Raw genomic sequence first — 24396 nt, forward strand, 5'->3', positions numbered from 1 at the left:
TCCCCCGTTCGGGCGAACGGGGGAGGACACCTGCCCGTGTTCCGGCGGTGGTGGAACGGCCGACCGCGCCGGGCCATGTACTCCGTGCGGGTGAACCGACGCCCGCCGGTTCGCCGCCCATGGTTGCGCCGCCCGGTCGGCGGACGCCCGCGGGCGTCCGCGGTGAGCCCGGCCCCGAGGGGTGCCGCGTCACCGGTTTGACGTAACAGGACGTGTTTTCCTCGACGCGCGCGACGATCGCCGGTCCCGGATCCTTTGAGTGCAAACGCGACGAAAGGGCTTACGTCATGGCCACGTTGTGCAGACCCGCGGTCTCCGTCCCCGAGCACGTGATCACCATGGAGCAGACGCTCGATCTGGCGCGGACCATCCACGCGGACCACCCCCAGCTGCAACTCGCCCTGCGGCTGATGGAGAACACCGGCGTACGCAAGCGGCACCTGCTGCGGCCGATCGAGGAGACGCTCCGGCACGACGGCTTCGAGATACGCAATCAGATTTACGAGGCCGAGGCCAAGGCCCGGGTGCCCGCCGTCATCAACCAGGCTCTGGAGGACGCGGAACTCACCGCCGCGGACATCGACGTGATCATCTACGTCTCGTGCACGGGCTTCATGATGCCGTCGCTCACGGCGTGGCTGATCAACACCATGGGCTTCCGCAGCGACACCCGTCAGGTCCCCATCGCCCAGCTCGGCTGCGCGGCGGGTGGCGCGGCGATCAACCGGGCGCACGACTTCTGCACCGCCTACCCGGAGGCGAACGCGCTCATCGTGGCGTGCGAGTTCTGCTCGCTGTGCTACCAGCCGACCGACCTCGGCGTCGGCAACCTGCTGTCCAACGGGCTGTTCGGCGACGGTCTCGCGGCCGCGGTGGTGCGGGGCCAGGGCGGTACGGGAGTGACGCTGGAGCGCAACGGCTCGTACCTGGTGCCCGAGACGGAGGACTGGATCGCGTACGACGTACGCGCCACCGGCTTCCACTTCAAGCTCGACAAGCGGGTGCCGGGCACCATGGAGCCGCTGGCTCCGGCCCTCAAGGAGCTGGCGGGGCAGCACGGCTGGGACGCCTCCGACCTGGACTTCTACATCATCCACGCGGGCGGTCCGAGGATCCTGGACGACCTGAGCAAGTTCCTGGGCGTGCCGTCGGAGGCGTTCCGCTTCAGCCGGGCGACGCTGACCGAGTACGGGAACATCGCCAGCGCCGTCGTCCTGGACGCGCTGCGGCGGCTGTTCGACGAGGGAAGCGCGCACCACACCGCGCGCGGCCTGCTCGCGGGTTTCGGACCGGGCATCACGGCCGAGATGTCACTGGGCCGCTGGACCATCGCCGACCGCGTACCCGAACGCGTCACCGCCCGCGTGCTCAAGGACGTACCCGACCGTGCTCTGGTGGAGGAGCCGACCCGTGTTGGATGAGACGACGACCACCGCCCCACTGCCGCCCGTACGCCACTGGCCCGCGCTCGACCTGTTCGGGGTGGATTTCGACCCGGTGCTCGCGGAGCTGATGCGCGAGGGCCCGGTCAGCCGGATCAAGCTGCCCAACGGCGAGGGCTGGGCGTGGCTCGTGACGCGCTACGACGACGTCAGGGCGGTGACGAACGACCCGCGTTTCAGCCGGAAGCTGGTCGTGGAGAACGACGTCACCCGCCTCGCGCCGCACTTCATCCCGGTCGACGGGGCGGTCGGGTTCGAGGATCCGCCCGACCACACGCGACTGCGCCGGGCGGTGGCGCCCGCGTTCACCACGCGGGGTGTGGAGCGGCTGCGCGACCGGGCCCGGCAGCTGCTGGAGGAGCTGGTCGACGAGGTGCTGACCGACGGCCCGCCGGCCGACTTCACCGAGCGGCTGCTGGGTCCGTTCCCGCTGGCCGTGGTGTGCGAGCTGATGGGCGTGCCCGCGATCGACCGGCCGCGGATGCACGAGTGGACGAACCTGATCCTGTCCTCCGCGCACGGTGTCGAGCGCAGCCAGCGGGCGAAGGAGGACATGTGCGCCTACTTCGCCGACCTGCTGAGCCAGCCGCGTGACGGTGACGGCGGCGACGGCACCGACGAGGAGAGCGTCATCGGGCTGCTGGGGACGGCCGTGGCCAACGGTGAGATCACGCCGTCGGAGGCGGTGGGGCTGGCGCTGCTGATCCAGATCGGCGGCGAGGCGGTCACCAACAACTGCGGCAACATGCTCTTCATCCTGCTCACCCGCCCCGAGCTCATGGCGCGGCTGCGCGCCGAGCCGGCCGTCCGCCCGCGCGCCATCGACGAGCTGCTGCGCTACATCCCGCACCGCAGCGCGGTCGGCCTGTCCCGGATCGCCCTGGAGGACGTGACGGTGGCGGGGGTACGGATCCGGGCCGGTGAGCCGGTCTACGTCTCGTACCTGGCGGCGAACCGGGATCCGGACGTGTTCCCCCACCCGGAGACGCTGGACTTCGACCGGAGCCCCAACCCGCATGTGGCGTTCGGGTACGGGCCGCACTTCTGCGTGGGCGCGATGCTCGCCCGGATGGAGTCCGAACTCCTGGTGGACGCCTTCGCGGACCGGTTCCCCGGCCTGCGCCTCGCCGTCCCGGTCCACGCGGTCCCCTTCCGCCGCGGCGCACTCATCCGCGGGCCGCAGTCCCTTCCGGTGACCTGGTGACCGCGCATCAGGGGGCGCCGGCCTCGCTGCTGGCCGACGCCCCCGACGGGCTGCTGGTGCCGAAGGGCCACGGCCGTACGCTGCGGTCGCCGGCCCAGGAGGTCACCTTCAAGGTGACGGGTGAGCACTCCCGGGCGGCGTCGAGTTTCGAGGTGGTGGTGAAGCCCGGTTTCGACGTGGGCGCCCATGTGCACGCCCGGAGCGAGGAGCTGTTCTACATCCTGGAGGGTGAGCTGGACGTCCTGGCGTTCGAGCCGCGGGTGCGGACGGCCGAGGACTGGCGGCACTGGGAGTCGCCGTCCGGGCGGCGTACGGTCCGGGCGACACCGGGCACGGTGATCGTGGTCCCGCCGGGCTGTCCGCACGCCTTCGCCAACCGTACGGACAGGCCCGCCAGGATGTTCTTCCAGGCGTCCCCGCCTCCGGACCACGAGCGGTACTTCGAGGAGCTCATCGAGATCCTCGACCGGGGCGGGCCCCCGGACCACGCGGCGATCGCCGCGCTGCGCGCACGCTACGACATCGAGCAGATCACGCCGCTGCGGCACGACGCGCACCGGGAGCCGTGAGCGCCGGGGCGCCTCACGCGGCTCCCGGCGCTCGTGGCGTACGCCCGCGAGTCGTCGCGCGTGGCGTTACGCGCCCGCGAGGCGTCGCGCGTGGCCTCGCGCCCCCCGGGGGGCGTCGGCGTCGCGCGTGGCCGACGCGGGCGCGGCCTTACGCGGCGGCCGGGAAGCGGTCCCAGACGCGGTGGCGGCCGAGGAGTTCGGTGATCTGCGCGAGGACCCTCTCGCCGCTGTCGCCGGTCACCACGCCCGTGGCCCCGGCCGGTACGCCGGCCGCCTCCAGGACGCTCTCGGCACCCGCCCAGCCGCCGATGGCCTTGGCGTGCCGGAACGCCTCGGAGACCATCAGCAGCACGCGCGGGTCGGTGGTGGCCAGGGGCTGCTCGGCGTCCGCGGCCCGGGCGTCCCGGGCGCCGTAGGCGTCGGCGCCGTGGCCGGGCAGGCCCGCCACGAGCAGGGCGTCGAACTCCACCGACCGGGCGGTGGCGAAGGTCCGCTGCACGGCGACCGGGTCGCCGTCCGTGCCCAGTTCGCCGCCGGCCGGGGCGATCACGAGCGGCACCATGCCCGCGTCGAGCACGGTCTGGCGTACCACCCGTACGGCGTCCAGTTCGCCGTTGTCGTCGGCGACGATGCCGATGATCCGGCCGTCGGTGGGCCAGGTCTCGCCGATCTGGGACAGGGCGGGGCTGGGCTCCACCATGGCGAGGGGTTCGGTGGCCTTGGGGGCGGGCAGGCCGAGCCCGGCGGCGACCTTCTCGCACAGCTCCGGATCGATGTTGGCGAGGACCTTCAGCCCGCGTTCCTTGATGGCCTGCTCGTAGCACTTGCCCAGTTCGAAGGTGTAGGCGGCCGCGATGTGCTCGCGCTCCGGCGGGGTCATGCTGAGCCAGAAGCGGCGGGGCTGGCTGAAGTGGTCGGAGAAGGAGGCGGGAGCCTCGCGGACCTTCTTCGCGGCCGGCATCTCCAGCGGCACCTCGATGTACGCGCCGGTGTCGGCGCCCGCCGTGAACGGGCAGCCGCCGTCCAGGGAGTTGGGGCGGTAAGGGGCGACGCCGGTGTGCACGGCCGTCTGGTGCATGCCGTCGCGGGTCATGTCGTTGACCGGGGCGTGGGGGCGGTTGATCGGGATCTGGGCGAAGTTGGGTCCGCCGAGCCGGCTGATCTGGGTGTCGAGGTAGGAGAAGAGCCGGCCGGCCAGCAGCGGGTCGTCGGTGATGTCGATCCCGGGGACGAGGTGGCCGGGGTGGAAGGCGACCTGTTCGGTCTCGGCGAAGAAGTTGGACGGGTTGGCGTTGAGGGTCAGCAGGCCGATCGGCTGTACGGGGGCCAGCTCCTCGGGGACGATGTTGGTGGGGTCCAGCAGGTCGATGCCCTCGAAGGTCTGCTCGGGGGTGTCCGGGAAGGTCTGGATGCCCAGCTCCCACTGGGGGTACGCCCCGGCCTCGATGGCATCCGCGAGGTCCCTGCGGTGGAAGTCCGGGTCCATGCCGTTGATCATCTGCGCTTCCTCCCAGACCAGGGAGTGCACACCGAGCTTCGGCTTCCAGTGGAACTTGACCAGGGTGGTCGTGCCCTCCTCGTTGACGAGGCGGAAGGTGTGGACGCCGAAGCCTTCCATCATCCGGAAGGAGCGGGGGATGCCCCGGTCGGACATGTTCCACAACGTGTGGTGGGTGGCCTCGGTGTGGAGGGTGACGAAGTCCCAGAAGGTGTCGTGGGCGCTCTGGGCCTGCGGGATCTCCCGGTCGGGGTGGGGCTTCCCGGCGTGGATGATGTCGGGGAACTTGATGGCGTCCTGGATGAAGAACACCGGGATGTTGTTGGCGACCAGGTCGAAGGTGCCCTCGGTGGTGTAGAACTTCGTCGCGAAACCGCGGGTGTCGCGCACGGTGTCCGACGAGCCGCGCGAGCCGAGCACGGTCGAGAAGCGGGTGAACACCGGCGTCCGGACGTCCTTGCCGAGGAACGCCGCCTTGGTGACCTTGGCGGCCGTCCCGTATCCCTGGAAAACGCCGTGGGCGGCGGCGCCGCGGGCGTGGACCACCCGCTCCGGGATGCGCTCGTGGTCGAAGTGTGTGATCTTCTCGCGCAGGTGGTGGTCCTGGAGCAGGACGGGGCCCCTGCTGCCGGCCTTGAGGGACTTGTCGCTCTCGTAGAGCCGGGCGCCCTGGGCGGTGGTCAGGTACGGGTCGCCCTGCGCCATCCGCGGCTGTTCCGCCCCAGTGGCCTGGCCGGTGGGGCTGTACGTCTCCGGGCCGCTCTGGTCCGGCTTGGGCGGCAGCGGGCCGCGGACCTCGGTCGGCTCGTCGAGCTGTGCGGGCTCGGGGGCAGGCGCGCCGGGGATGTCGCCGGCGGGGCCGCCGTCGCCGCGTACGGCTTCGGTCACCTTCTCGGCGGCCGCTTTCAGGGGATTGGGTTTCGGCATCGTTTCCTCCGTGCTCTGGGACAGGGACTCCACAGCCATGACCGCCACGGGATGGGCCAAAACGGAAGGGCCCGAGACATCCGCCCATCGGCACACGGTGGTCATGGCTGCGCAGGTACCCCCATGTCGTTGAGGGAAGCACGGACTTTGGTCATGCGTTCGAACGGCAGATGGCCCCGGTCGTCAGCGGTCCAGTTCCTTGTGGGCGGTCTCGGGCAGCCGCAGGTATACGGCGGCGGACACCAGGCACAGGACTGACACGTACCAGGGGAACAGCCCCGGATGGCCCACCTCCTTGAAGAGGGTGCCCACGTAGGGCGCCGTTCCGCCGAAGAGGGCCACGGTGAGCGAGTACGGGAATCCGATGCCGGCGGCGCGTACGCGCGCGGGGAAGATCTCCGCGTTGACGGCGGCCGAGATCGAGGTGAACCCGGTGAGCAGGACCATGCCGGCGCACTGGACCAGCAGCAGCGAGCCGAAGGAGTCGCCGATCGAGCGCAGCAGGACCACGCTGAGCAGGGCGAAGCCGACACCGAAGAAGAGGAGCAGCGGCTTGCGGCCGTAGCGGTCCGACAGCAGACCGCCCAGCGGCTGGAGCAGCGCGAAGAAGCCGAGCGAGAGGGTACCGGCGAGCAGCGCGTCGGCCTTGTCGACACCGGCGTTGAGTTCGGCGTACGTGGGCAGGTAGGAGGTCCAGGTGTAGTACGCGATGGTGCCGCCGGCCGTGATGCCGCAGATCAGCAGCGATTCGCGCGGGTGGCGGCGCAGTGCGTCGAAGAGCCCGGGGCGGGGCTCGTCGGCGCGGGCGGGGGTGTGCTGGAGGGTTTCCTCGGCGCCGCGCCGGATCCAGAAGCCGACGAGGCTGAGGACGGCTCCCAGGAGGAACGGGACGCGCCAGCCCCAGCCGTCCATCTGCCGCTCGCCGAGGCCGCTGACGAGGGCGGCGGCGATCCCGGAGGCGGCGAGCTGGCCGATGGTGGTGGAGACGTACTGGAAGCTGGAGAACAGGCCGCGTCTGCCGGGCCCGGCGGACTCCACGAGGAAGGTGGTGGAGGCGGCGAACTCACCGCCCACGGAGAGGCCTTGCAGGAGCCGTGCGACGACCAGCACCACCGGGGCGAGGACGCCGGCGGCGGCGTACGTCGGCGTCAGGCCGACCAGGAGGCTGCTGCCGCCCATCAGGAGGATGGTGAAGGTCAGCGCGGCGCGCCGGCCGTGCCGGTCGGCGACCGCGCCCATGAGCAGCCCGCCGACGGGCCGCATGAAGAAGCCGACCGCGAAGACGGCGAAGGTGGACAGCAGGGGGACGAGCGAGTTTCCGGAGCCCTTGGGGAAGATCTGGCCGGCGATGTAGGTGGCGAGGAAGGTGTAGGCGTACCAGTCGTACCACTCGACGGCGTTGCCCACGGAGGCGGCGAGCAGTTGCCGGGCGGGGCGGCGGGCCGGGGCTAATGTCTGTGTCATGATCACGGCCATCCCCGCGTCGGCCGCCCCGCACACGTGCGTGGTGTGACGTCTTCGTGTCGGCGGGCGCGGGGGCGACCGGCGCCGGCGGGCGCGTCAGGCACCGGAAAGGCCCCGGCGCCAGGGGCGTCGGGGCCTTCCGGGTCGAGCGTGTCGGCTCAGTCACTCCATGGCGGGGCCGGGGCCACCGCGGCCGCGGGTGCGACCGGATCGGCGTTCGGCCATCGCCGCCGCGGCCATGGCCAGGCCGAGCAGCAGAGCCACGGCGCCGACGATGACGTTGTTGACCACGGTGCGGGTCGTGTCGACGTTCCCGGCGACGACCCAGGGAGAGACGATCGTCCATGCGCCGATGGCGCACGCGGCCCAGGCCATGGCGTGGGTCCGCTCGTACGCCGAGGTGAACCCGCCCATGCACAGGGCGTAGGCGACACCGGTGATCAGGTTGCAGACGGCCAGAGCCGTCAGGCCGCTGAAGCCGGCGATCCATGGCGAGGCCGCCAGGTAGAGACCCGTGAGAAGGCCGAGGGTCTCGATCGCCTGGCCACGGGGGGTGCTGGTCGCCCGTTCGAACCGAGAGCGCATCTCGGCCAGATCGGGGTGTTGCTCGATGCTCGGGTGGGTGGTCATTGCGGGCCCGCCTCCTGTGGAAGACTTTATCTGCCCTTTATCCCCCATATAACTCCTTTGACGGCATTCCGGTCAACAGGAGGGCGAGGGGGCCGCGTCATAGTGACGCGAACACCGCCCGACACTTCTCCGACGCGGATTCGTTGATCATCAGGACCCCTTGACCACGACGTAACGAAACGAGAGGGCAAGCATGAACTTCCGTGCCACCGCCATGGCCGCGGCCACCGGCGTCCTGCTCACCGCCGGTGCCGCGACCGCCCAGGCCGCCGAGCGCGAGGCCGCTCCCGGCGCCGGTTCCGGCACCGGGAGCGACAGCGTCGCGATCGTCAAGAACGACCGGCTGACGCCCGCGTCCGTCGTCGACTACGTGCTGGACACCGACGACGCCTGAACCGGGACTCCCTCGGGAGGCAGCATCCGTACGGGTTCCGTACCGGCGTCGTTGTGGCGCAGCGCCCAGTTCTCCAGGGCGACGCGGCACGCGTGGTCGAGGTGGCGCAGCCCGGACAGGTCGAGCTCGATGGGCCGGTCCTGCGGCAGGTTCTCCAGCTCCTCGAGGATCCTCGGCAGCCGGAGGAAGGTCGCGTTGCCGGTGATGGTCGCGACCAGGCGGCCACCGGTGAGCTCCCGTACCTCGACGTGGAGGTGGGACGTCTCCCAGGCGGTCTTGCACACCGCGAGCAGCAGGCCCAGCAGCACACCCTCGAAGAGGTTGGTGACGAGGATCGCCACGGCGGTGACGCCGAGTATCACGGCCTCGCCGCGGTGCTCGCGCCACAGCGGGACCAGGTCCTTGACGGGTACGAGCTTGCAGCCGGCGTGCACCAGGACGCCGGCGAGCGCGGCGAGCGGGATGACGCCGATCGCGGCGGGCAGCAGGGCGACGAACAGCAGCAGCCACAGTCCGTGCAGGACGCGCGAGAGCGAGGTGCGCGCCCCGGCCTGGACGTTCGCCGCGCTGCGGACGATGACGGCCGTCATGGGCAGGGCGCCGAGCGCGCCGCAGATGGTGTTGCCGACGCCCTGGGCCATCAGCTCCTTGTCGTAGTCGGTGCGCGGCCCGTCGTGCATGCGGTCCACCGCGGCCGCGCTGAACAGGCTTTCGGCCGAGGCGATCAGGGTGAAGGCGAGGACGGTGCCGATCGCCGCCACCGTCGCCATGTCCCCGAACTCGCCGAGGCCGGGGGGCTGGACGGCTTCCAGCAGCCCCCGCACCTCGACCTTGGCGACCGGCAGCTCGAACAGGACGGTCACGGCGGTGGCGAGGGCCACCGCGACGAGCGGGCCGGGGACCACCCGGGCACGGGCCGGGAGCCGTGGCCACAGGACCAGGACGGCCACGGTCCCGGCGCCGACGAGGAACGCGGTGAGCGCCGTGCCGCCGGAGAGGACGGAGCCGGCCAGTTCGGGCAGGCCGGCGAGCTTGCCGAGGCCGCCGGACGGCTGGTCGGTGTCGGCCATCGCGTACACCTGCCCCAGCACGAGGACCAGGCCTATGCCCGCGAGCATGCCCTGGACGACGGCGACGGAGATGGCCCGGAACCAGCGGCCGAACTTCAGTGCGCCGAGGATCAGTTGAAGCAGCCCGGATATCAGGACGATGGCACCGAGCGCGGGCAGGCCGAACTCCTGGACGGCCTGGTACACGAGGACGGTCAGGCCCGCGGCGGGGCCGCTGACCTGGAGGGAGCTTCCGGGCAGGGCGCCCACGACGAGTCCGCCGACGATGCCGGTGACCAGTCCGAGTTCGGCGGGTACGCCGGAGGCGACGGCAATGCCCACGCACAGGGGCAGGGCCACGAGGAAGACGACGAGCGACGCGAGTATGTCGCGGCGCAGCACAGTGCGGTCCTTCAAGGGGGAAAGCATGAGGGTGAGTTCCTAGCGGTGCGGTCCGCCGCCCCGGGGGACGGCGGACGGACGGAGGGGGACACGAGCGCGCTGTGGCCGCCTCACAGAGGCCTGAACTCGCCCTCCGGCTCCGGGTGGTGGGCGCTGACGACGCCGGTGTCGACCTCGTAGTACCAGGCGTGGAGCGTCAGTTCCCCGTTCGCGAGAAGCTCCCGCACGGCCGGGTAGCCGCGGAGTGTGTCCAGCTGGGCCACGGCGTGACGGCGCACGGCCTGCGCGAGGTCCTTGGTGTCCGGCGGCTCCGGTACCGAGTGGGTGAGCCAGCCGCGCACGGCGGGGAGGGCGGAAAGGTCGTCGCCCCGTACGAGGGCGCCGACGGCGCCGCAGTGGGAGTGGCCGCACACGACGATGTGGCGGACACCGAGGACGCGCAGCGCGTACTCGACGGTGGCGGTCTCGGCACTGGGCCGGGCCTCGTCGTAACGGGGCACCACATTGCCGGCGGTGCGGAGTTCGAAGAGCTCGCCCGGGCGGGCGCCGGTGATGAGCGACGGGATCACCCGGGAGTCGGAGCAGGTGATGAACAGCGCCTCGGGCGCTTGTCCGGCGGCGAGACGGCGGAACTCGTCCGACTGTCCGGCGACGCGGGTGGCGAACGTACGAGCGTTGTCGATGAGGGACTTCATGGCGGCCTGCCTCCTGCGCTCCGAGCCGTGGGGGCCGGGGGGCGCGGTGTGGTCGGGTCATTGTCGGATGTGCGTGTGGGGGGCGTGGGTGACGAACCACGGGGTGTCCGCGGCGCTGCCGGGTACGACACCGTGGTGCGGTGCACTAACGATCATGCACCACAGCAGCTTCGTCAACTTTGCCAGGACATTACCTTCTGATGAAAGGTCCTTTTGCGTCGGCACGCCGGGACGGCAGGCCGGATCCCAACCCCGCACGTTGCCATCACGTTTCAGCCGTGTTGACCGGCGACCGTTCGCACGTTTCTACGCATCGTGCATCTTTGAACCATTTCCGGCACGCCATAAAGCCCTGATGGAACGAGGGGATCATCGCCGCACGCTCTCCGTCGAGAATACGTTTCACGTCACCGCTTGAATAACAGACCAAACCGAAAAGCGCCGCTGAATGTGCATCAACAGGACGGGCGCGGCAATGTGGCTGCCGCACCGCACCGAACGAACCGGAATCGAGTTGAGAGGTTTCATGCCATGCGGACACTGGTAAGGCGCGCCATCGTTTGCGGTCTGGCCACAGCGGGGGTCCTCGGGCCCATGACCGTCACGGGGGCCGCCGCGAAGGCCGCCGCGCCCGAGCCGCGGCTCTACGCACCGACGGCCCTGGTGCTCACGGTCGCCCAGGGCGAGACCGCCGCCACCGCGGTACCCACCCGGGCGGTGACGCTCACCTGTACTCCGACCGCCGGTGGGACACACCCGGCACCGCAGCGGGCATGCGCCGAACTGCGGTCGGTCGAGGGAAGTTTCGACAAGCTGGGCGGTGAGGGAACCCGCCCCTGCATCAAAATCTACGACCCGGTCGTCGTCACCGCACAGGGCACCTGGGAAGGCCGGCGCGTGAACTTCGAGCGAATGTACGCGAATTCCTGCGTCATGCAGTCGGAGGGTTCGAGCGTCTTCTCCTTCTGAGCCCGGACACCGCCCTCCTCCGCGCCCTCCCCGGCCCGCACGGCCGCACGACCGGCCGTGCGGGCCTCGCCGTGCCACCTTCGCCACACGGTGCCGCTTGTATACGAAGTCCGGCCATGAACACGGCCAACGGCGCGCGGGACACCGGACATGCGCAACCCCGCTCCTACGGGAGCGGGGCGGGTCCGCCGGGGGTCAGCGGTCGGTTCCGGTCTCCTTGTCGGGCAGATCGGCCTCGATCCGTTCCTTGCGGACCTGGCCTCGTACGGTCTCCTGATCGGTGACCTCCTCGGTCTCCAGACGTACGCGCTCCACGGGAGTGACCCGGGTCTCGACCACCGGCTCCTCGGCGTGCAGCGTCACCTCGTGTTCGGCCTCGGAGATCTCCGGACCGGACAGGGCGGCGTCGCGGTTGGCCTCGGTGACCGGCTCACGCTCGAGGGTGACTTCCTCGTGTCGCAGCGGGATGGTCTGCTGGACCTCTTCCGTGACGACGTACTTGCGGAGCCGGGCCTTGCCGGCCTCACGCTGCTCCACTCCGACGTGCATCTGCTCCTCGGAACGGGTCATCGCGTCGTCACCGGTGCGGCCTCCGGCGGGCCGGCGAGCCCGGCCTGCGTCGCCGTCGCCACCGCCGGGCCGGCCTGCCTGGCCCCGGGCGGCGTCCCAGCGGATGCCGTAGTAGTCGTAGAGGCGCCGCTCCTCGGCGGCCGACAGATGGCCACCCGCGTCGACATCGACGTTCGGGGCTTCCTTGACCTTGCCCTTGGGGTACGGGACCTCCAGGTGGTCCTCGACGACGGTCGCCTCGTGGATCGGGACGAAGGATTCGCCGCCACCGAAGTATCCGGTCTTGACGCTGACCCAGTCGGGCCGACCCGTCACATCGTCAACGAACACATGCTTGGCTTCGCCGATCTTGTCGCCGGCCGTGTCGTACACCGGGTGGTCGAGCACGGCCGGGATCTGTGCCTGGGTGATCATGCATCCTCCTTCGGGTTCTCTTCGTTGCTTTCGAGGTCTCCCAGTGCGGGTGACCACCGCCTCCAGGGCGAAAACCACTCCGAACGCTATAAACAGGGCATAACTCAAATGGAGGGGGCGATGTGCTGACAGGCCGTGCCATCCGGGAGAGCCGTGGATCTGGAGAGCGTCACCGATGAGCTGTACGGGCTGCGCCCCGACCGTTTCACCGCGGCCCGGAACGCGCGCGCCGCCGAGGCCCGCAAGGCCGGCGACCGGGCGCTCGCCGATGCCGTCCGGGCGCTGCGCCGGCCGACGCTGGCGGCGTGGGCGAGCAATCTGCTCGTACGGGAGCAGCCGGAGGAGGCCCGGGCGCTGGCCGCGCTCGGCGAGGGTCTGCGCCGCGCGCACCAGGAACTGGACGGTGAGCGGCTCCGTGCGCTCAGCCGGCAGCAGCACGTCCTGGTGACCGCCCTCGCCCGGCAGGCACGGCAACTGGCGGCGGACGCCGGTCAGCCGGTCGGCGAGGACGTCCAGTACGAGGTGGAGGCGACCTTGCACGCCGTCCTGGCGGACCCCGCGGCGGCCGAGGAGTGGGCGGCGGGGCGGCTGGTGAAGCCGCTGAGCGCGCCGGTGGGCTTCACCGCGGCGCTCACGGACGTCCCGGCCCCGGCGGGCTGGCGGGACGCGGAGCGGCGTACGGACCGGCGAGCGGCGGAGGAGCCGCGTAAGGAGGAGGAGCGGCGCAGCGAGGAGCAGCGGCGGGAGCGGGAACGGCGGGCTCGCGAGCTGCGGGAGGAGCTGCGGCGCGCCGAGGAGGAGGCCCGCGCACGGGAGGAGGAGCGCGACCGGGCCGAGGCCGACGAGGAACGTGCCGAGGAGGAGTTCCGGGAGGCGGGACGGCGAGTGGAGGCCCTGGCCGAGGAGTTGACGGAGGCCGAGCGGCTCCGGCGGACGGCGGACGACGCCGTACGCGCCGCGCGCCGGCGGCTCCAGGAGGCCGAACGGGGCGCGCGGGAGGCCCGCCACCGTGCCCGGGACGCGGCCACCCGTGCGGAGCGGGCCGCCGGACGGTGAGGAGCCCGGCTCGTCCCCGCTGGTGGCCCGCTCCAGGAGTAGTCGAGCGGGGACACCGTACGGTTTCGGTTTGTTCGGTTTCAGGAGGTGGAGCGGAGACCGTGGCCCGCCAGGGCGGTCTGCGCGCGGGCGAGCGCCCGGCGGAGGGGGCGGGAGCTGCGGAGGGCCGCGCGAGCGGCGTTCGCGCCGGGCGCGCCGTGTACGCCGCCTCCCGGATGGGCGCCCGCGGAGGCGAGGTAGAGCCCCTCCACCGGGGTCTCGGGGCGGCCCGTACCGGGTACGGGGCGGAAGACCAGTTGCTGGTGGATCGCCGTGGTGCCCCCGTTGATGGCGCCTCCGTGCAGGTTGGCGTTCATCGCCTCCAGGGTCGGCGGGGCGAGGATCCGGCGCGCGCGGACGAGGGAGCGGAACCCGGGCGCGAAACGTTCGACCTGGGCCTCGACGCGGTCCGCGAAGGCCTCCTGCTCGCGGGGATCCCAGGTGCCGGTGATGCCGGCGTCACCCGCGTCGTGCCGGACGCGGTGCGGTACGTGGGTGTAGGCCCAGGCCGACTCGGTGCCCGCCGGGGAGCGGGTCGGGTCGGCGGTGGTCATCTGCCCGAACAGCAGGAACGGCCGGTCGGGCACCTCGCGCATGGCGAGCTGGGCCGAGAACCGGGTGAGCTCGTCCATGCCGTCGGCCAGGTGCACGGTGCCGGCGGTGGCCGCCGCCTCCCCGGCCGTCCAGGGGACGGGGCCCGACAGCGCCCAGTCCACCTTGAAGGTGGCCCAGTCCCACTGGAAGCGGTGCAGGTCGTCGAGCAGGCGGGAGGGCAGGTACTGGGGGGCGACGAGGCCCCCGTACAGCGCGGGTGCCGCCACGTCGGCGAGGACGGCCCGGTTCACCGGCACCGTCTCGCCCGCGGCCGTACGGACCGCCACCGCGCGCCCTGCGCGGACGGTCACCTCCACCACCCGCTCGCCGCACCGCACCACGCCGCCGCGCCGCTGGAGGCGGCGTACCAGGGCGGCGCTGAGTGCCCCCGCCCCGCCGACGGGTGCGGGGAAGCCGTACGTCTGGCCGAGCATGGACATCAGCCAGCCGAAGCCCCCGCTGCCCGCCGCCTCGGGGGCGAGGTCAGCGTGCAGGGCGTTACCGGCCAGCAGCAGCCGGCCTCCCTCGCCGTGGAACTCCTCCTCCGTCAGGCGCCGTACGGGCAGCAGCATCATCCGGGCCAGCCGCAGCCCGCCGGCGGCACGCAGCCGGGCGGCCAGCCTGGCGGATGCCCGGACGGGCGGGAAGGGCGTGAAGAGCGCGCCCAGGAGGTCCTCGCCGATCCGGTCCCACACCTCGCACAGGTGCTCCCAGGCGAGGGCGTCGCCGGGGGCGAACCGCTCCAGTCCGGCCTCCGTCGCCGTGCGGTCGCGCTCCAGCACCGCGCACCGCCCGTCGGTGAGGGGGTGCGCCAGGACGCGCGGCGCGTGGCTCCAGTGGAGGCCCTCCTCGTGGAGGGCGAGGCGAGACAGTACCGGGGAGGCGGCGGCCAGTGGGTAGAAGGCGCTGAACACGTCACTGACGTAGTCGGGGTGGACGCCCCGGTCGCTGCGGACGGCGCCGCCGGGCTCGTCCTCGGCTTCGAGGACCTCGACCGACCAGCCCGCGTCGGCGAGGACGTTGGCCGCCACCAGCCCGTTGGGGCCGGCGCCGATGACCAGCGCGTCCGGCACGGTGTCGGGTGCCGCGTCCGGCACGACGGGGCCGGGCGTCGCGGGCTCCGCTGTCACGGGGCCTCCCTTTCGACCAGGTCGGCGAGGCGGGGCAGCATGGCGCGGTGGCGCAGTTGCAGCAGGGCGTCGACCGCCGCGTTGTGCAGGAGGCCGCCGGGCCCGCGCAGCGGGTGCTCGTCGACGATGACGAGCGTCTCGTCGCCCCAGGGGCGTACCTCCATGGCGATCCTGGCCGTGCCCAGGGCGCCCATCTTGGCTTCGAGCTCCAGGCACCTGGGGGGCTCATGGAGCCGTACGACGGTCTCGCCCTCGGCCGTGTACGGGCCCAGGCGCACGGTGTACTCGATGGTGGAGCCGGTCTTCGGCCAGTCCCCGTCCTTCTGCCGGGACGATGACGTCCCCACCACCCAGTCGCTGTAGCGCGACCCGTCCCCCAGTACGGCCCATACCGCTTCGGGGGGCCTCTTGATCAGCTGATGCCGTACGGCCATGGACGCCTCCGGTGTCCGTCGGTCGGGAACGAACGCACGGCGGGTACCCGCATCCGGCCGATGCGAACGGAGGGCGCGGAGGGTGTGGAGGGTGTGGAGGAGTGGGTGGTGCGGCAGGGGCGGACGACGGAGCCCCGGCTGGACGGGGGAATCCAGCCGGGGCCGTTCGCCGTGGTCACGAAGGGCGGTCGCCTCGCGGCGGGGGGAGCCGGGGACACGGTCCCCTTCGCGCCACACATGGATGAACGGTCAACCATCGAAGGGTGTTCCTCGGGTCCGCCGTTCTCTCATGTGACTCGCCTCACCCTTGCTGACCTGGTGCGCAACCCGCGCTCGACGATGCCGCCCTTCTTTGATGTTTCCGGCGGGATCTTCGGGGAATTCGCCGGTTTATGGTGCAAATCGGATACACGATGATGACGGAACAGGCGGGGCCCCGCGCCCTGGTGGACCACGTCGTCCAGGCCGAGGAAGCCGGGTTCGACTTCTCGGTGACGTCCGACCACTACTTCCCCTGGCTGCGTTCACAGGGCCACGCGCCCTACGCCTGGGCGGTGCTCGGAGCGGCCGCGCAGGCGACCTCACGCATCCCGCTGATGACGTATGTGACTTGCCCGACCTTCCGGTACCACCCGGCCGTCGTCGCCCAGAAGGCCGCGACGCTCCAACTGCTGTCCGAGGGCCGGTTCCGGCTCGGGCTGGGATCCGGCGAAAACCTCAACGAGCATGTCGTCGGCGGCGGCTGGCCCACCGTCGACGTACGGCACGAGATGCTCGAGGAGGCCCTCGGCATCATCCGAGCGCTCTTCGAGGGCGGCCATGTCACCCATCACGGTGCGCACTTCGACGTGGAGTCCGCCCGCCTGTGGGACCTGCCCGACGAGCCGCCACCCATCGGCCTCGCGGTCTCCGGCGAGCAGTCCTGCGCCCTGGCGGGCCGACTCGCCGACCTCGTCATCGCGACGGAGCCGAAGGGTGAACTGCTCGACGCCTTCGACCGGCACGGCGGGCAGGGCAAGCCTCGGGTGGGCCAGCTGCCCGTCTGCTACGACCCGGACAAGGAGGCCGCCGTACGCCGAGCGCACGACCAGTTCCGGTGGTTCGGCAGCGGCTGGAAGGTCAATTCGGAGCTGCCGCATCCCGACTCGTTCGCCGCCGCCACCCAGTTCGTGAGGCCGGAGGACGTCGCCGGGTCCATCGCGTGTGGCGACGATCCGGACGCCTTCGTGGCCGCGGTGAAGCCGTACGCCGACGCGGGCTTCACCGACATCGCCCTGGTGCAGATCGGTGGCGACGCGCAAGGGCCCTTCCTGGAGTGGTCGGCGAAGACGCTGCTGCCCGCGCTGCGCGACGCGTTCGGCTGAGGCCCCGTATGGGTACCACCGGGCGGTACGCCGATGCCGACAGGACCGCGCTCGTCGTCATCGACATGATCAACACGTACGAACACGAGGACGCCGAGCTGCTGCTGCCCTCCGTACGCGAGACGCTGCCCGTCCTGGTGGACCTGCTGACGCGGGCCAGAGAGCACGACGTACCCGTGATCTACGTCAACGACAACTTCGGCGAGTGGCGCTCCCACCACGGCGAGATCCTCGAAACGGCACTGGCCGGGCCGCACGCCGAACTGGTGGAGCCGATCCGGCCGGACGGCTCCTCCCTCTTCGTGGTCAAGGCACGCCACTCGGTCTTCTACGAGACGCCCCTGGCGTACCTGCTGTCGCAGCTCGGCGTCGGTCACCTGGTGCTGTGCGGCCAGGTGACCGAGCAGTGCGTGCTGTACTCGGCGCTCGACGCGCACATCCGGCACATCGACGTCACCGTGCCGACGGACGCGGTGGCGCACATCCACGAGCCGCTGGCGCGGGCCGCCCTGGAGATGATGCGGCGCAACATGGGCGCCCGGACGGTGGAGGCGAAGGAGATCGACTTCGCCTCCACCGTCCGGGCGTGACTCCTGACGTCCGTGACTCCTGACGTCCGTGACTCCTGACGTCAGTGCGTGACGTAGCGTGACGCGAGCAGCAGCCGCGCCTCCTTCTCGTGCTCGCCCGAGACGGACGAGGACGACCGCACCTCGAACAGCCCACCGAGCGCCTTCTCCACCTCGGCGACGGCGTGGTGGTCCCCCGTCAGCAGCGCCGTGACGGGTGTGCTGAGGTCCGGCGGTCCGGGCAGCTCACCCGAGCGGGCGGAGCTGTCGAACGTGGCCATCCACACGGTGGGCTCGTGGTCGTGGGCCTGTTCCGGTCCTGGTGCGGGCACGTCGCAGCCCGCGAAGACGCGGTCGAGCGTGTCGAAGACGGCCTGGGCGTCCTGGCGGCCGCAGTCGCTGAGCTGCACGGTGACGTCGCAGTCCGCGGGGTGGTTCCTGGTTGCGTTGCTCTCCACGTCGCTCCACTCCTCCTTGGGGGTCCGGTCCACTCCCCGTACAGGCACGAATACCTCGCCTCCGGCCCGCCAATCAGGATCTTCCCCGGCGCGTTTGCGGAGGTGGGTGCCTGGTACGAGGGTGTGGAGAAGCAGGGGGGTCCGCAAGGGGGGACGTCAGGAGGAGCGAATGCCCGCAGGATCCAGCCCCAAGCGTGAACGGCAGTACGAGCACATCAAGGAAAGCTCCAAGAAGCGCGGCGCGAGCGAGAAGAGGTCCGAGGAGATCGCCGCCCGTACGGTGAACAAGGAGCGGGCGCGCTCCGGGGAGTCGAAGACCGCCAGTAAGACCTCCAAGCAGGACATGTCGTCCTCGAAGCGGGGCGGCCAGCGATCCGGCAGCAGCGGCACCAAGGGCCCGACGTACGACCAGCTGTACGAGGAGGCCAAGAAGCGGGGCATCCAGGGCCGGTCGTCCATGAACAAGTCGGAGCTCCAGCGAGAGCTCGGGAAGTGACGCGCCCGGCGCGCCGTCAGCCGTTCGGCACGACGCCGGCCGCGCCGGCCGCACCCAGGGGCCTGCGACCGGCCGTACCCAGCGGGCTGCGGTCCAGGCGCGCCAGCAGGTCGGCGGGGTCGTCGTAGAACGCGGCGGCCCCCGCCTCCACCAGGTCCGCCCGCGGGATGCCACCGCACAGCAGGCCCACGCAGGTGACGCCCGCCCGGGCGCCGGCCTCCATGTCCCAGACCGTGTCGCCCACGAACACGGAGCGCCCGGCCGGCGCCCCCGCGAGTTCCAGTGCGTGCCGTACCGGCTCCGGCGCGGGCTTGCCCTCCTCGACGTCGTCCGCGCTCGCGGTGGCGGTGATGGCGTCGTCCGCGTCGATGGCGCGGCGCAGTGCGGACAGCTCGGCTCCCCCGGCCGAGGTGGCCAGGACGACCGCCCAGCCGTCCGCCGCGAGGGCCTTCAGCAGCCGGCCGGCGTCCCGGAAGGCGGGCAGCCGGTCGAAGTAGGTCCCGTAGAGGGTCTTGTGGGCCGCGCTGATCACGTCGTCCTGCTCCTTGTCCCGGTCGTCGCCGAGCAGGTGCGCGATCAGGTCGTGCGAGCTGAGGCCGACGGCCCGGTGCACGGCGTGCATGGGAACCTCGTGCCCGGCCTGCCGGAACGCCTCCCACCAGGTGGTCACATGCAGGTGGTTGGTGTCGGCAAGGGTGCCGTCCACGTCGAACACCGCCGCGCGTGTCATACCTTCTCCGTTCTGTGTCTGTGCCGGCCACACTTGTCGTCCTTTCCGCATTCCCCCGACCTGAGTCTCACCCTCGACTTCAGCCTCACCCTTCAACTCCTGTGGAGGTGTGGGCGGCACCCACGGGTTTCGACTCCGGTGAGCCGCGCTGGCGCAGGAAGACGGCGAAGATCGCCATGGAGCCGATGGCGAGCAGCTCGGACTGCCAGTTCTGCAACGTGCGGCTCCAGAAGTCCGCCGTCAGGAGGCAGTCCGACCAGGGGACCGGGTCCTGCAGCTCTCCCAGCGGGGGGGTGCAGCCCGCCGCGTTGATCTTCCAGCCGTCCGCGAAGGAGGTGAGGAAGTACGTGTCCTGGTCGAGCTCGACGCGCGCCTGGCGGCCGTACACCTGGGTGGTGCGGAGGTCGCCCGGGTTCGGCAGGCCGGCCGGCTTCGGCAAGCCCCGCGGCGCAGGTCGGGCCGGGGTCCTGGGCGAGTTCCTCGCGAGTCTCGGGGGCGAGGAACTCGCGCGCGGCGGCCCTGTCCGCGGCCTGCTCGCGGGCCGTGAAGGCGGCGGCCGCGGCGGAGACGGACCGGATCTCCTCCTGCGGACCGAGCAGCCGGGGAGCGTCAGGGCGGCCGGTACCAGGAGCGCGGCGAGAGCGGTGGCACGCACGTGGGCGCGGCTCCTTTCGGCACCTGGTGTCCCAGGGCTCTTCCGGAGGTGTGGGTCCCGGTGTCGTTGTCGGTGTCGGTGTCGGTGTCGGTGTCGGTGTCGTATGAGCATGGGCGCAGCGCGCATCTCGGGTCACGTTCCGTCTGCCCGACACCCGACGAGTTCCTACGGGTGCCGTACGGGCGCGGGGCCGGCGGTTGATCCGGACGTCCCGGGTTAGAAGACAAGTGCGGGACGGATCGTGGGAGGAGCACCATGCCTGAGCACGGAGAGCGGGGTACGCCGGGGACCGGCGGCGGGCGGGCGGAGACGGCGCGGGGGCGCAACGAGACCCCGGACGAGCGGGCGGACAGACGCTGGGCCGAGCTGATACAGGAGATACGCGTCGCGCAGACGGGTGTGCAGATCCTCTTCGGTTTCCTGCTCACGGTGGTGTTCACGCCGAGGTTCGCGGAGCTGCCGAGCGCCGACAAGACCATCTACATCACCACGGTGGCGCTGGGCGCCGCGGCGACCGGGGCGTTGATCGGTCCGGTGTCGTTCCACCGCATCGTCTCGGGGCGGCGCATCAAGCCGCAGGCCGTCGTATGGGCCTCGCGGCTGACCTTCACCGGTCTGGTGCTGCTGCTGGCGACGCTGGTCTCGGCGCTGTTCCTGGTGCTGCGGGTCGCCACCCATGACGAGTTCGTGCCGTGGCTGGTCGCGGGGGTGGTGACCTGGTACGTGGTGTGCTGGTTCGTGCTGCCGCTGTGGGCCCGGATCCGCTACACCACCCTGGACGACTGAGCGCCGCCGCCCGTGTGGCCGGCGAGGACCGTCTCGATGGTGTCGGCTTCGGTGGCCGGCTTGTCGGGGCGGTGGCGGACCACCCGGGCGAAGCGGAGGGCGACTCCGGCCGGGTAGCGCGGGGAGCGTTGCAGACCGTCGTAGGCGATCTCGACAACGAGTTCGGGGCGGACGCGGACGGTGAAGCCGTCATCCTCGACGGCCAGCTCGCGCAGCCGCTCCGTCTGCCACCGGAGCATGGCGTCGGTCAGGCCCTTGAACGTCTTGCCGAGCATCACGAACGTGCCGTCGGCGGCGCGGGCGCCGAGGTGGAGGTTGGAGAGCAGGCCGGTGCGGCGGCCGTGACCCCACTCGACGGCGAGGACGACGAGGTCGAGGGTGTGCACGGGCTTCACCTTCAGCCACGAGCGGCCGCGGCGGCCCGCGTTGTAGGGGGCGTCGAGTGCCTTGACCATGACCCCTTCATGGCCGCGCCCGAGGGTGTCGGTGAAGAAGGCCTCGGCCGCCTCCGTCTGTGCCGGGTCTTCGGGGTCCTCGACGACGGTGCGACGTACCCGCATGGGTTCGGGTACGAGGCGGGCCAGTGCCGCGTGCCGCTGATGGCCGGGCAGGTCGACGAGTACGGTGCCGTCGGCGGCCAGGACGTCGAAGAAGACCGGTGACACGGGCCGCGCCGCAGCGGCGGTCGCCACGTCGACGCGGGAGCCGACCCGGGACGCGATGTCCTGGAACGGTACCGGCCGGCCGGCCGCGTCGAGGGCGATGACCTCACCGTCGAGGACGAACCGGTCTCCCGGCAGCTCACGCGCGACGGCCGAGATCTCCGGGAGCCGGTCGGTGATGTCGTCGAGCGACCGGGTGTAGAGCCGGACGTCCTGGCCCGAGCGGTGTACCTGGACGCGGATGCCGTCGAGCTTCTCCTCGACGACGCACGGGCCGAGGGCGGCGATGGCTTCGGCCACGCTCTTCGCGGTGTGGGCGAGCATGGGGTGCACGGGGCTGCCCACCCGCAGCTGGAACCGCTCCAGCGCGGCCGGGCCCTCGGCGAGCAGCGCCTGGGCGACGCGGGGCAGCGAGCCCTCGAGCATCACGGCCCGGCGTACGTCGGCGGCCGGTGCCGCTGCCGCCTTGGCGACTCCCTCGAGGGCGATGGCGTCCAGCGCCCCTTGCCGGACCTCGCCGGTCAGGAGCCGGAGCAGAAACTGCTGCTCGGCGGCGGTCGCGGCGCCCATCAGCTCCCGTACCAGCCGCTGCCGCTCCGCCTGGGCCCCGGGACCGGCGACCTGCGCGAGCGCGGTCAGCGCGGCATCGGTGTCGGCGACGGTCAGCGTGGCGTCGGCGGCGGGCGGGACGGGCTCCTTGAGGGTGCTCCAGCCGACGCCGATCCGCCCCTGGGGGAGCCGTCCCGCGAGGTACGCGATGACCAGCGGCGCTTCCTGGGGCGAGGTCGCGGAGAAGAGATCGGCCAGGGCGGCGATCTTGCGGGAGCGCGCGGAGGTGGCGGCGACCTGGTGGGAGACCTCCGCGAGTCGGGCCAGCTGCATGCGGCCATGGTGCACGCCCCGCGCGCCCAGCGCACGCGGACGGCTGCCGATACCGGCCCGGCGCCCGCCCGGCATCGGCGGCGGGCGAGCGGCGCGTCGGCCTCGGGTTCCGGTGCCTGGTCCACACAGATCCAGCTGTGCCCTGCCCGCACCGGCTCCCTCGACCGCATGGCCGCCGCATGGCCGCCGCTTGGTCGCCGCTTGGCCGCATGGCGTGTTGGTCGAACAGCCCACCCCGGGCCTCCCTTCATTCACTCAACTCCCTTACGCTTCGCTCGACTTGGCGCATGCCAGTACATGCCGGCTGAAGCAGGGGGCTCATGATGAAGTTGCCGCGTACCGCGATGACGGCCGCGTCCGCCGTGTTGACCGGGGCTCTCTGCCTCGGGGTCACCACGGGCCAGGCCTGGTCCGCCGATTCCGCGTCCGCCGACCCCGGACAGTTGGCCTATTCCGACTCCACCGGGGTCGGCGTCCACAACGCGTACGAGAAGGCGAAGTACCCCTACTTCGCTGACGCGTTGGACTCGGGTGCGGGAATGCTGGAGATAGACGTGTGGACGAACGCGTTCGGCAGATCGTGGCGCGTTTCGCACAGCAACCCCCTCGGTAATGACAACAACTGTGAGAACGCCTCGCACCCGGGCGAGTTGCGCAGCAAGCCCAGGAACCAGGACCTCGGCGGGTGTCTGGCGGACATCCGGGCGTGGCACGACGCCCACCCGGGGCACCGGCCCATCCTGCTGAAGATCGAGTTGAAGGACGGTTTCCAGGCCAGGAACGGCCGGGGTCCCGCCGCGCTGGACGCACTGCTGACCGCCAAGCTGGGCGACGCGCTGTTCCGGCCGGCCGATCTGGCCGGAGGCCGGCCGGACCTCGACACCGCCGTACGGGCGGACGGCTGGCCCACTCGCTCGGCGATGGCGGGGAAGTTCGTGGTCGAACTCATCCCGGGCACCGTCGAGGAGGACAACCCGATGGACACCTTGTGGACCGACCGCGAGTACGCCACGCATCTGAAGAGCCTGGCTGCCGCGGGCCGGCTGCGGGAGGCGGCCGCGTTCCCCGCGGTGCACCATGCCGCCGCGGGCGATCCCCGCACCCGGTACGCGGACGCCGGCATACGCCCCTGGTTCGTCGTCTTCGACGGTGACGCCTCGGCCTACGCGGGCGGCTCCATCGACACCGCGTGGTACGACAGCCGCCACTACCTGGTGGTGATGACGGACGCCCACAACGTGGCACCAGCCATCGACGGCACCAACCCGACCGAGGCGCAGGCCCGGGATCGGGTCACCCTGCTTGCCGGGCGGCACGCCAGCGTCGTGTCGGCCGACTGGTATCCGCTGCCCGGCGTGTTGTCGACCGTGCTGCCCCGGGGCGGGGCCTAGGCGCGCACCGCCCTCCGCCGGCCCAGCCGCAGCCGGGTGAGCAGTCCGGTGCGGCCGGGGCCGCGCTTCGGGGGTTCCGGGCGTGGCGGGCGGTGGCCGGTGTCGTCCGGGCGGGGAGCCGGCCGGTGCGCTCGCGCCTCGTCCAGGGCGAGCGACAGGCTCATCCGATGCCAGAGGATCTCGTCCGGGTCGTCCGCCAGCAGCAGCCGGTGGACGATGTCCCGCGCGGCGAGGGACTCGGGGCGTGCGTGCGGAGGTTCGGGGCGGAGCCGGTCGAGGTGCGCCCGCTCGTACGGATCGCCGACCACCTCGGCCACCTGGACGGCGGTGAGGAGGGACGCGATGGCCGCCGCGGCCGCCCAGGGGTCCTCGGCCTGGCGCAGCAGGAGCCCGAGACGGCGTGCCCGCCAGTTGCGCGGGCGGGCGTCCTCCCCCGCGTCCAGCTTGGCGCGCACTGATGCCGGCAGTCTGCCGGTGAGCAGCTCCGGGTGCCGTTCGGCGAACTCCCTCACTTCGGAGGCCACATAGAGCCAGACAACGGCCCGATAGCGGTTGAGGTAGAAGGTGACCGGGCTGAAGTGCCCGGTCCTGGCCAGTTTGGTGAAACGCTCACCGGTGATCGAGGCGAGTGCGGCGGCACTCGCCGTACCCACGGTGCGGACGCGCTCGCGCAGACCGGTGGGGAAGTCCGGCGCGGCGCGCAGCCGCTCGATCTCCTCCTCCGCCACCCGGCGTCGCCCTCCGTCGGCTCCGGGCACGGTTCGCACATGACCCAGTTGGACCGCGAGGCCGAACTCGTTCCTCTTCAGCTCCAGTCGGTGTGCGGCGCGCCCGTAGGCGACGGTGTGCGCTGTGACTGCTTCCCTGACCGTCATGGTGGCTCCCCCGTGAGGTTCGATTACGTTGCGTCACGAAGGTAGCGC

Annotated in this window: 24 protein-coding genes and 1 pseudogene; 12 read left to right on the forward strand and 13 right to left on the reverse strand. The window is 71.7% G+C overall.

From position 1 onward, the window contains the following. Nucleotides 1–236: 236 nt before the first annotated feature. The 3 genes from AMK26_RS31425 to AMK26_RS31435 are packed head-to-tail and all read left to right on the forward strand — an operon-like array spanning nt 237 to nt 3215. Nucleotides 237–1421, forward strand: a complete 1185-nt coding sequence (locus AMK26_RS31425; protein ID WP_274536140.1) for a type III polyketide synthase — start codon at nt 237–239, stop codon at nt 1419–1421. Further along, entirely contained in the window at nt 1414–2646 is a 1233-nt protein-coding gene (locus AMK26_RS31430) for a cytochrome P450 (RefSeq protein ID WP_073759341.1), read from the forward strand. The genes AMK26_RS31425 and AMK26_RS31430 overlap by 8 nt, the downstream gene beginning before the upstream one ends. Beyond that, nucleotides 2643–3215 carry a cupin domain-containing protein gene (locus AMK26_RS31435; RefSeq protein ID WP_073758878.1) on the forward strand — a complete coding sequence of 191 codons (573 nt, stop codon included), beginning with the start codon at nt 2643–2645 and terminating at the stop codon, nt 3213–3215. Before AMK26_RS31430 ends, AMK26_RS31435 begins: the two co-directional genes overlap by 4 nt. Before the next feature lie 148 nt (nt 3216–3363). Here the strand turns inward: AMK26_RS31435 and AMK26_RS31440 are convergent, their stop codons facing one another. The 3 genes from AMK26_RS31440 to AMK26_RS31450 all read right to left on the reverse strand — a co-directional run bounded on the left by AMK26_RS31440 (nt 3364) and on the right by AMK26_RS31450 (nt 7734). Next, nucleotides 3364–5640, reverse strand: a complete 2277-nt coding sequence (locus AMK26_RS31440; protein ID WP_073758880.1) for a catalase — start codon at nt 5638–5640, stop codon at nt 3364–3366. A 183-nt stretch (nt 5641–5823) separates the two neighbouring features. After that, nucleotides 5824–7104, reverse strand: coding sequence for an MFS transporter (locus AMK26_RS31445; protein ID WP_073759343.1), 1281 nt, complete (start codon nt 7102–7104; stop codon nt 5824–5826). A gap of 162 nt (nt 7105–7266) precedes the next feature. Continuing rightward, nucleotides 7267–7734, reverse strand: coding sequence for an SPW repeat protein (locus tag AMK26_RS31450; protein WP_073758882.1), 468 nt, complete (start codon nt 7732–7734; stop codon nt 7267–7269). 193 nt (nt 7735–7927) lie between these two features. Here AMK26_RS31450 and AMK26_RS31455 point away from each other — a divergent pair, with 193 nt between their 5' ends. Next, nucleotides 7928–8128 (forward strand): hypothetical protein, encoded by a 201-nt coding sequence (locus AMK26_RS31455; RefSeq protein WP_073758884.1) that lies wholly within the window; start codon nt 7928–7930, stop codon nt 8126–8128. Here AMK26_RS31455 and AMK26_RS31460 read toward each other — a convergent pair. Both AMK26_RS31460 and AMK26_RS31465 read right to left on the reverse strand, forming a co-directional pair. Beyond that, entirely contained in the window at nt 8101–9606 is a 1506-nt protein-coding gene (locus AMK26_RS31460) for a SulP family inorganic anion transporter (protein ID WP_073758886.1), read from the reverse strand. The genes AMK26_RS31455 and AMK26_RS31460 overlap by 28 nt on opposite strands. 83 nt (nt 9607–9689) lie before the next feature. Then, the gene (locus AMK26_RS31465; RefSeq protein ID WP_073758888.1) at nt 9690–10274 is read right to left on the reverse strand and encodes a carbonic anhydrase; all 585 of its coding nucleotides are present in this window, start codon (nt 10272–10274) and stop codon (nt 9690–9692) included. A 154-nt stretch (nt 10275–10428) separates the two neighbouring features. Between AMK26_RS31465 and AMK26_RS36835 the strand changes: the two genes are divergently transcribed. After that, nucleotides 10429–10692 (forward strand): hypothetical protein, encoded by a 264-nt coding sequence (locus AMK26_RS36835; RefSeq protein ID WP_143608674.1) that lies wholly within the window; start codon nt 10429–10431, stop codon nt 10690–10692. Between the two features lie 176 nt (nt 10693–10868). After that, nucleotides 10869–11243, forward strand: coding sequence for a subtilase-type protease inhibitor (locus AMK26_RS31470; protein ID WP_241838155.1), 375 nt, complete (start codon nt 10869–10871; stop codon nt 11241–11243). A 195-nt stretch (nt 11244–11438) separates the two neighbouring features. On the opposite strand, the gene AMK26_RS31475 is transcribed toward AMK26_RS31470, so the two are convergent. Continuing rightward, on the reverse strand, nt 11439–12227 hold the full coding sequence (locus AMK26_RS31475; RefSeq protein WP_073758892.1) for a DUF2382 domain-containing protein: 789 nt from the start codon (nt 12225–12227) through the stop codon (nt 11439–11441). Between the two features lie 153 nt (nt 12228–12380). Between AMK26_RS31475 and AMK26_RS31480 the strand changes: the two genes are divergently transcribed. After that, nucleotides 12381–13283: a hypothetical protein gene (locus AMK26_RS31480; RefSeq protein WP_073758894.1), complete on the forward strand. Its 903-nt coding sequence runs from the start codon at nt 12381–12383 to the stop codon at nt 13281–13283. Nucleotides 13284–13363: 80 nt separating this feature from the next. Here AMK26_RS31480 and AMK26_RS31485 read toward each other — a convergent pair whose 3' ends face one another. Both AMK26_RS31485 and AMK26_RS31490 read right to left on the reverse strand, forming a co-directional pair. Then, a complete protein-coding gene (locus AMK26_RS31485) occupies nt 13364–14989 on the reverse strand; it encodes a phytoene desaturase family protein (protein WP_073759345.1) in 1626 nt (541 codons plus the stop codon). A 53-nt stretch (nt 14990–15042) separates the two neighbouring features. After that, nucleotides 15043–15480, reverse strand: a complete 438-nt coding sequence (locus AMK26_RS31490) for an SRPBCC family protein (protein ID WP_073758896.1) — start codon at nt 15478–15480, stop codon at nt 15043–15045. A gap of 392 nt (nt 15481–15872) precedes the next feature. Between AMK26_RS31490 and AMK26_RS31495 the strand changes: the two genes are divergently transcribed. Further along, nucleotides 15873–16844 (forward strand): LLM class F420-dependent oxidoreductase, encoded by a 972-nt coding sequence (locus AMK26_RS31495; protein ID WP_073758898.1) that lies wholly within the window; start codon nt 15873–15875, stop codon nt 16842–16844. 8 nt (nt 16845–16852) lie between these two features. Beyond that, complete coding sequence (locus AMK26_RS31500) at nt 16853–17434, forward strand: isochorismatase family cysteine hydrolase (protein ID WP_073758900.1); 582 nt, start codon at nt 16853–16855, stop codon at nt 17432–17434. Nucleotides 17435–17475: 41 nt separating this feature from the next. On the opposite strand, the gene AMK26_RS31505 is transcribed toward AMK26_RS31500, so the two are convergent. After that, the gene (locus AMK26_RS31505) at nt 17476–17871 is read right to left on the reverse strand and encodes a hypothetical protein (RefSeq protein WP_073759347.1); all 396 of its coding nucleotides are present in this window, start codon (nt 17869–17871) and stop codon (nt 17476–17478) included. 169 nt (nt 17872–18040) lie between these two features. Between AMK26_RS31505 and AMK26_RS31510 the strand changes: the two genes are divergently transcribed. Next, a complete protein-coding gene (locus AMK26_RS31510; protein WP_073758902.1) occupies nt 18041–18367 on the forward strand; it encodes a plasmid stabilization protein in 327 nt (108 codons plus the stop codon). A gap of 16 nt (nt 18368–18383) precedes the next feature. On the opposite strand, the gene AMK26_RS31515 is transcribed toward AMK26_RS31510, so the two are convergent. Both AMK26_RS31515 and AMK26_RS31520 read right to left on the reverse strand, forming a co-directional pair. Beyond that, on the reverse strand, nt 18384–19097 hold the full coding sequence (locus tag AMK26_RS31515) for an HAD family hydrolase (protein ID WP_073758904.1): 714 nt from the start codon (nt 19095–19097) through the stop codon (nt 18384–18386). Nucleotides 19098–19182: 85 nt separating this feature from the next. Then, nucleotides 19183–19383, reverse strand: a pseudogene (locus AMK26_RS31520) (DUF6766 family protein); the annotation flags it as partial. Between the two features lie 624 nt (nt 19384–20007). Here AMK26_RS31520 and AMK26_RS31525 point away from each other — a divergent pair. Continuing rightward, the gene (locus AMK26_RS31525; RefSeq protein WP_073758906.1) at nt 20008–20538 is read left to right on the forward strand and encodes a DUF6328 family protein; all 531 of its coding nucleotides are present in this window, start codon (nt 20008–20010) and stop codon (nt 20536–20538) included. On the opposite strand, the gene AMK26_RS31530 is transcribed toward AMK26_RS31525, so the two are convergent. Next, nucleotides 20517–22082: an ATP-dependent DNA ligase gene (locus tag AMK26_RS31530; protein ID WP_073759349.1), complete on the reverse strand. Its 1566-nt coding sequence runs from the start codon at nt 22080–22082 to the stop codon at nt 20517–20519. The two genes, AMK26_RS31525 and AMK26_RS31530, sit on opposite strands and share 22 nt — an antisense overlap. A 320-nt stretch (nt 22083–22402) precedes the next feature. On the opposite strand from AMK26_RS31530, the gene AMK26_RS31535 reads away from it, so the two are divergent. Continuing rightward, entirely contained in the window at nt 22403–23473 is a 1071-nt protein-coding gene (locus AMK26_RS31535; RefSeq protein WP_073758907.1) for a phosphatidylinositol-specific phospholipase C domain-containing protein, read from the forward strand. Here AMK26_RS31535 and AMK26_RS31540 read toward each other — a convergent pair. Beyond that, the gene (locus AMK26_RS31540) at nt 23470–24348 is read right to left on the reverse strand and encodes a DUF6397 family protein (protein ID WP_073758909.1); all 879 of its coding nucleotides are present in this window, start codon (nt 24346–24348) and stop codon (nt 23470–23472) included. The genes AMK26_RS31535 and AMK26_RS31540 overlap by 4 nt on opposite strands. Nucleotides 24349–24396: the final 48 nt, after the last annotated feature.

It is taken from the genome of Streptomyces sp. CB03234 (assembly GCF_001905885.1).
Taxonomy (GTDB): Bacteria; Actinomycetota; Actinomycetes; order Streptomycetales; family Streptomycetaceae; genus Streptomyces.

Excerpts from the sequence above, each read along its gene's own strand:
- AMK26_RS31535 (WP_073758907.1), top strand. The coding sequence starts at position 22,403 with ATGATGAAGTTGCCGCGTACCGCGATGACGGCCGCGTCCGCCGTGTTG.
- AMK26_RS31530 (WP_073759349.1), bottom strand. The coding sequence starts at position 22,082 with ATGCAGCTGGCCCGACTCGCGGAGGTCTCCCACCAGGTCGCCGCCACC.
- AMK26_RS31510 (WP_073758902.1), top strand. The coding sequence starts at position 18,041 with ATGCCCGCAGGATCCAGCCCCAAGCGTGAACGGCAGTACGAGCACATC.
- AMK26_RS31445 (WP_073759343.1), bottom strand. The coding sequence starts at position 7,104 with ATGACACAGACATTAGCCCCGGCCCGCCGCCCCGCCCGGCAACTGCTC.
- AMK26_RS31490 (WP_073758896.1), bottom strand. The coding sequence starts at position 15,480 with ATGGCCGTACGGCATCAGCTGATCAAGAGGCCCCCCGAAGCGGTATGG.
- AMK26_RS31495 (WP_073758898.1), top strand. The coding sequence starts at position 15,873 with ATGGTGCAAATCGGATACACGATGATGACGGAACAGGCGGGGCCCCGC.
- AMK26_RS31440 (WP_073758880.1), bottom strand. The coding sequence starts at position 5,640 with ATGCCGAAACCCAATCCCCTGAAAGCGGCCGCCGAGAAGGTGACCGAA.
- AMK26_RS31460 (WP_073758886.1), bottom strand. The coding sequence starts at position 9,606 with ATGCTTTCCCCCTTGAAGGACCGCACTGTGCTGCGCCGCGACATACTC.
- AMK26_RS31465 (WP_073758888.1), bottom strand. The coding sequence starts at position 10,274 with ATGAAGTCCCTCATCGACAACGCTCGTACGTTCGCCACCCGCGTCGCC.
- AMK26_RS36835 (WP_143608674.1), top strand. The coding sequence starts at position 10,429 with ATGCACCACAGCAGCTTCGTCAACTTTGCCAGGACATTACCTTCTGAT.
- AMK26_RS31540 (WP_073758909.1), bottom strand. The coding sequence starts at position 24,348 with ATGACGGTCAGGGAAGCAGTCACAGCGCACACCGTCGCCTACGGGCGC.
- AMK26_RS31500 (WP_073758900.1), top strand. The coding sequence starts at position 16,853 with ATGGGTACCACCGGGCGGTACGCCGATGCCGACAGGACCGCGCTCGTC.
- AMK26_RS31470 (WP_241838155.1), top strand. The coding sequence starts at position 10,869 with ATGACCGTCACGGGGGCCGCCGCGAAGGCCGCCGCGCCCGAGCCGCGG.
- AMK26_RS31450 (WP_073758882.1), bottom strand. The coding sequence starts at position 7,734 with ATGACCACCCACCCGAGCATCGAGCAACACCCCGATCTGGCCGAGATG.
- AMK26_RS31515 (WP_073758904.1), bottom strand. The coding sequence starts at position 19,097 with ATGACACGCGCGGCGGTGTTCGACGTGGACGGCACCCTTGCCGACACC.
- AMK26_RS31525 (WP_073758906.1), top strand. The coding sequence starts at position 20,008 with ATGCCTGAGCACGGAGAGCGGGGTACGCCGGGGACCGGCGGCGGGCGG.
- AMK26_RS31455 (WP_073758884.1), top strand. The coding sequence starts at position 7,928 with ATGAACTTCCGTGCCACCGCCATGGCCGCGGCCACCGGCGTCCTGCTC.
- AMK26_RS31475 (WP_073758892.1), bottom strand. The coding sequence starts at position 12,227 with ATGATCACCCAGGCACAGATCCCGGCCGTGCTCGACCACCCGGTGTAC.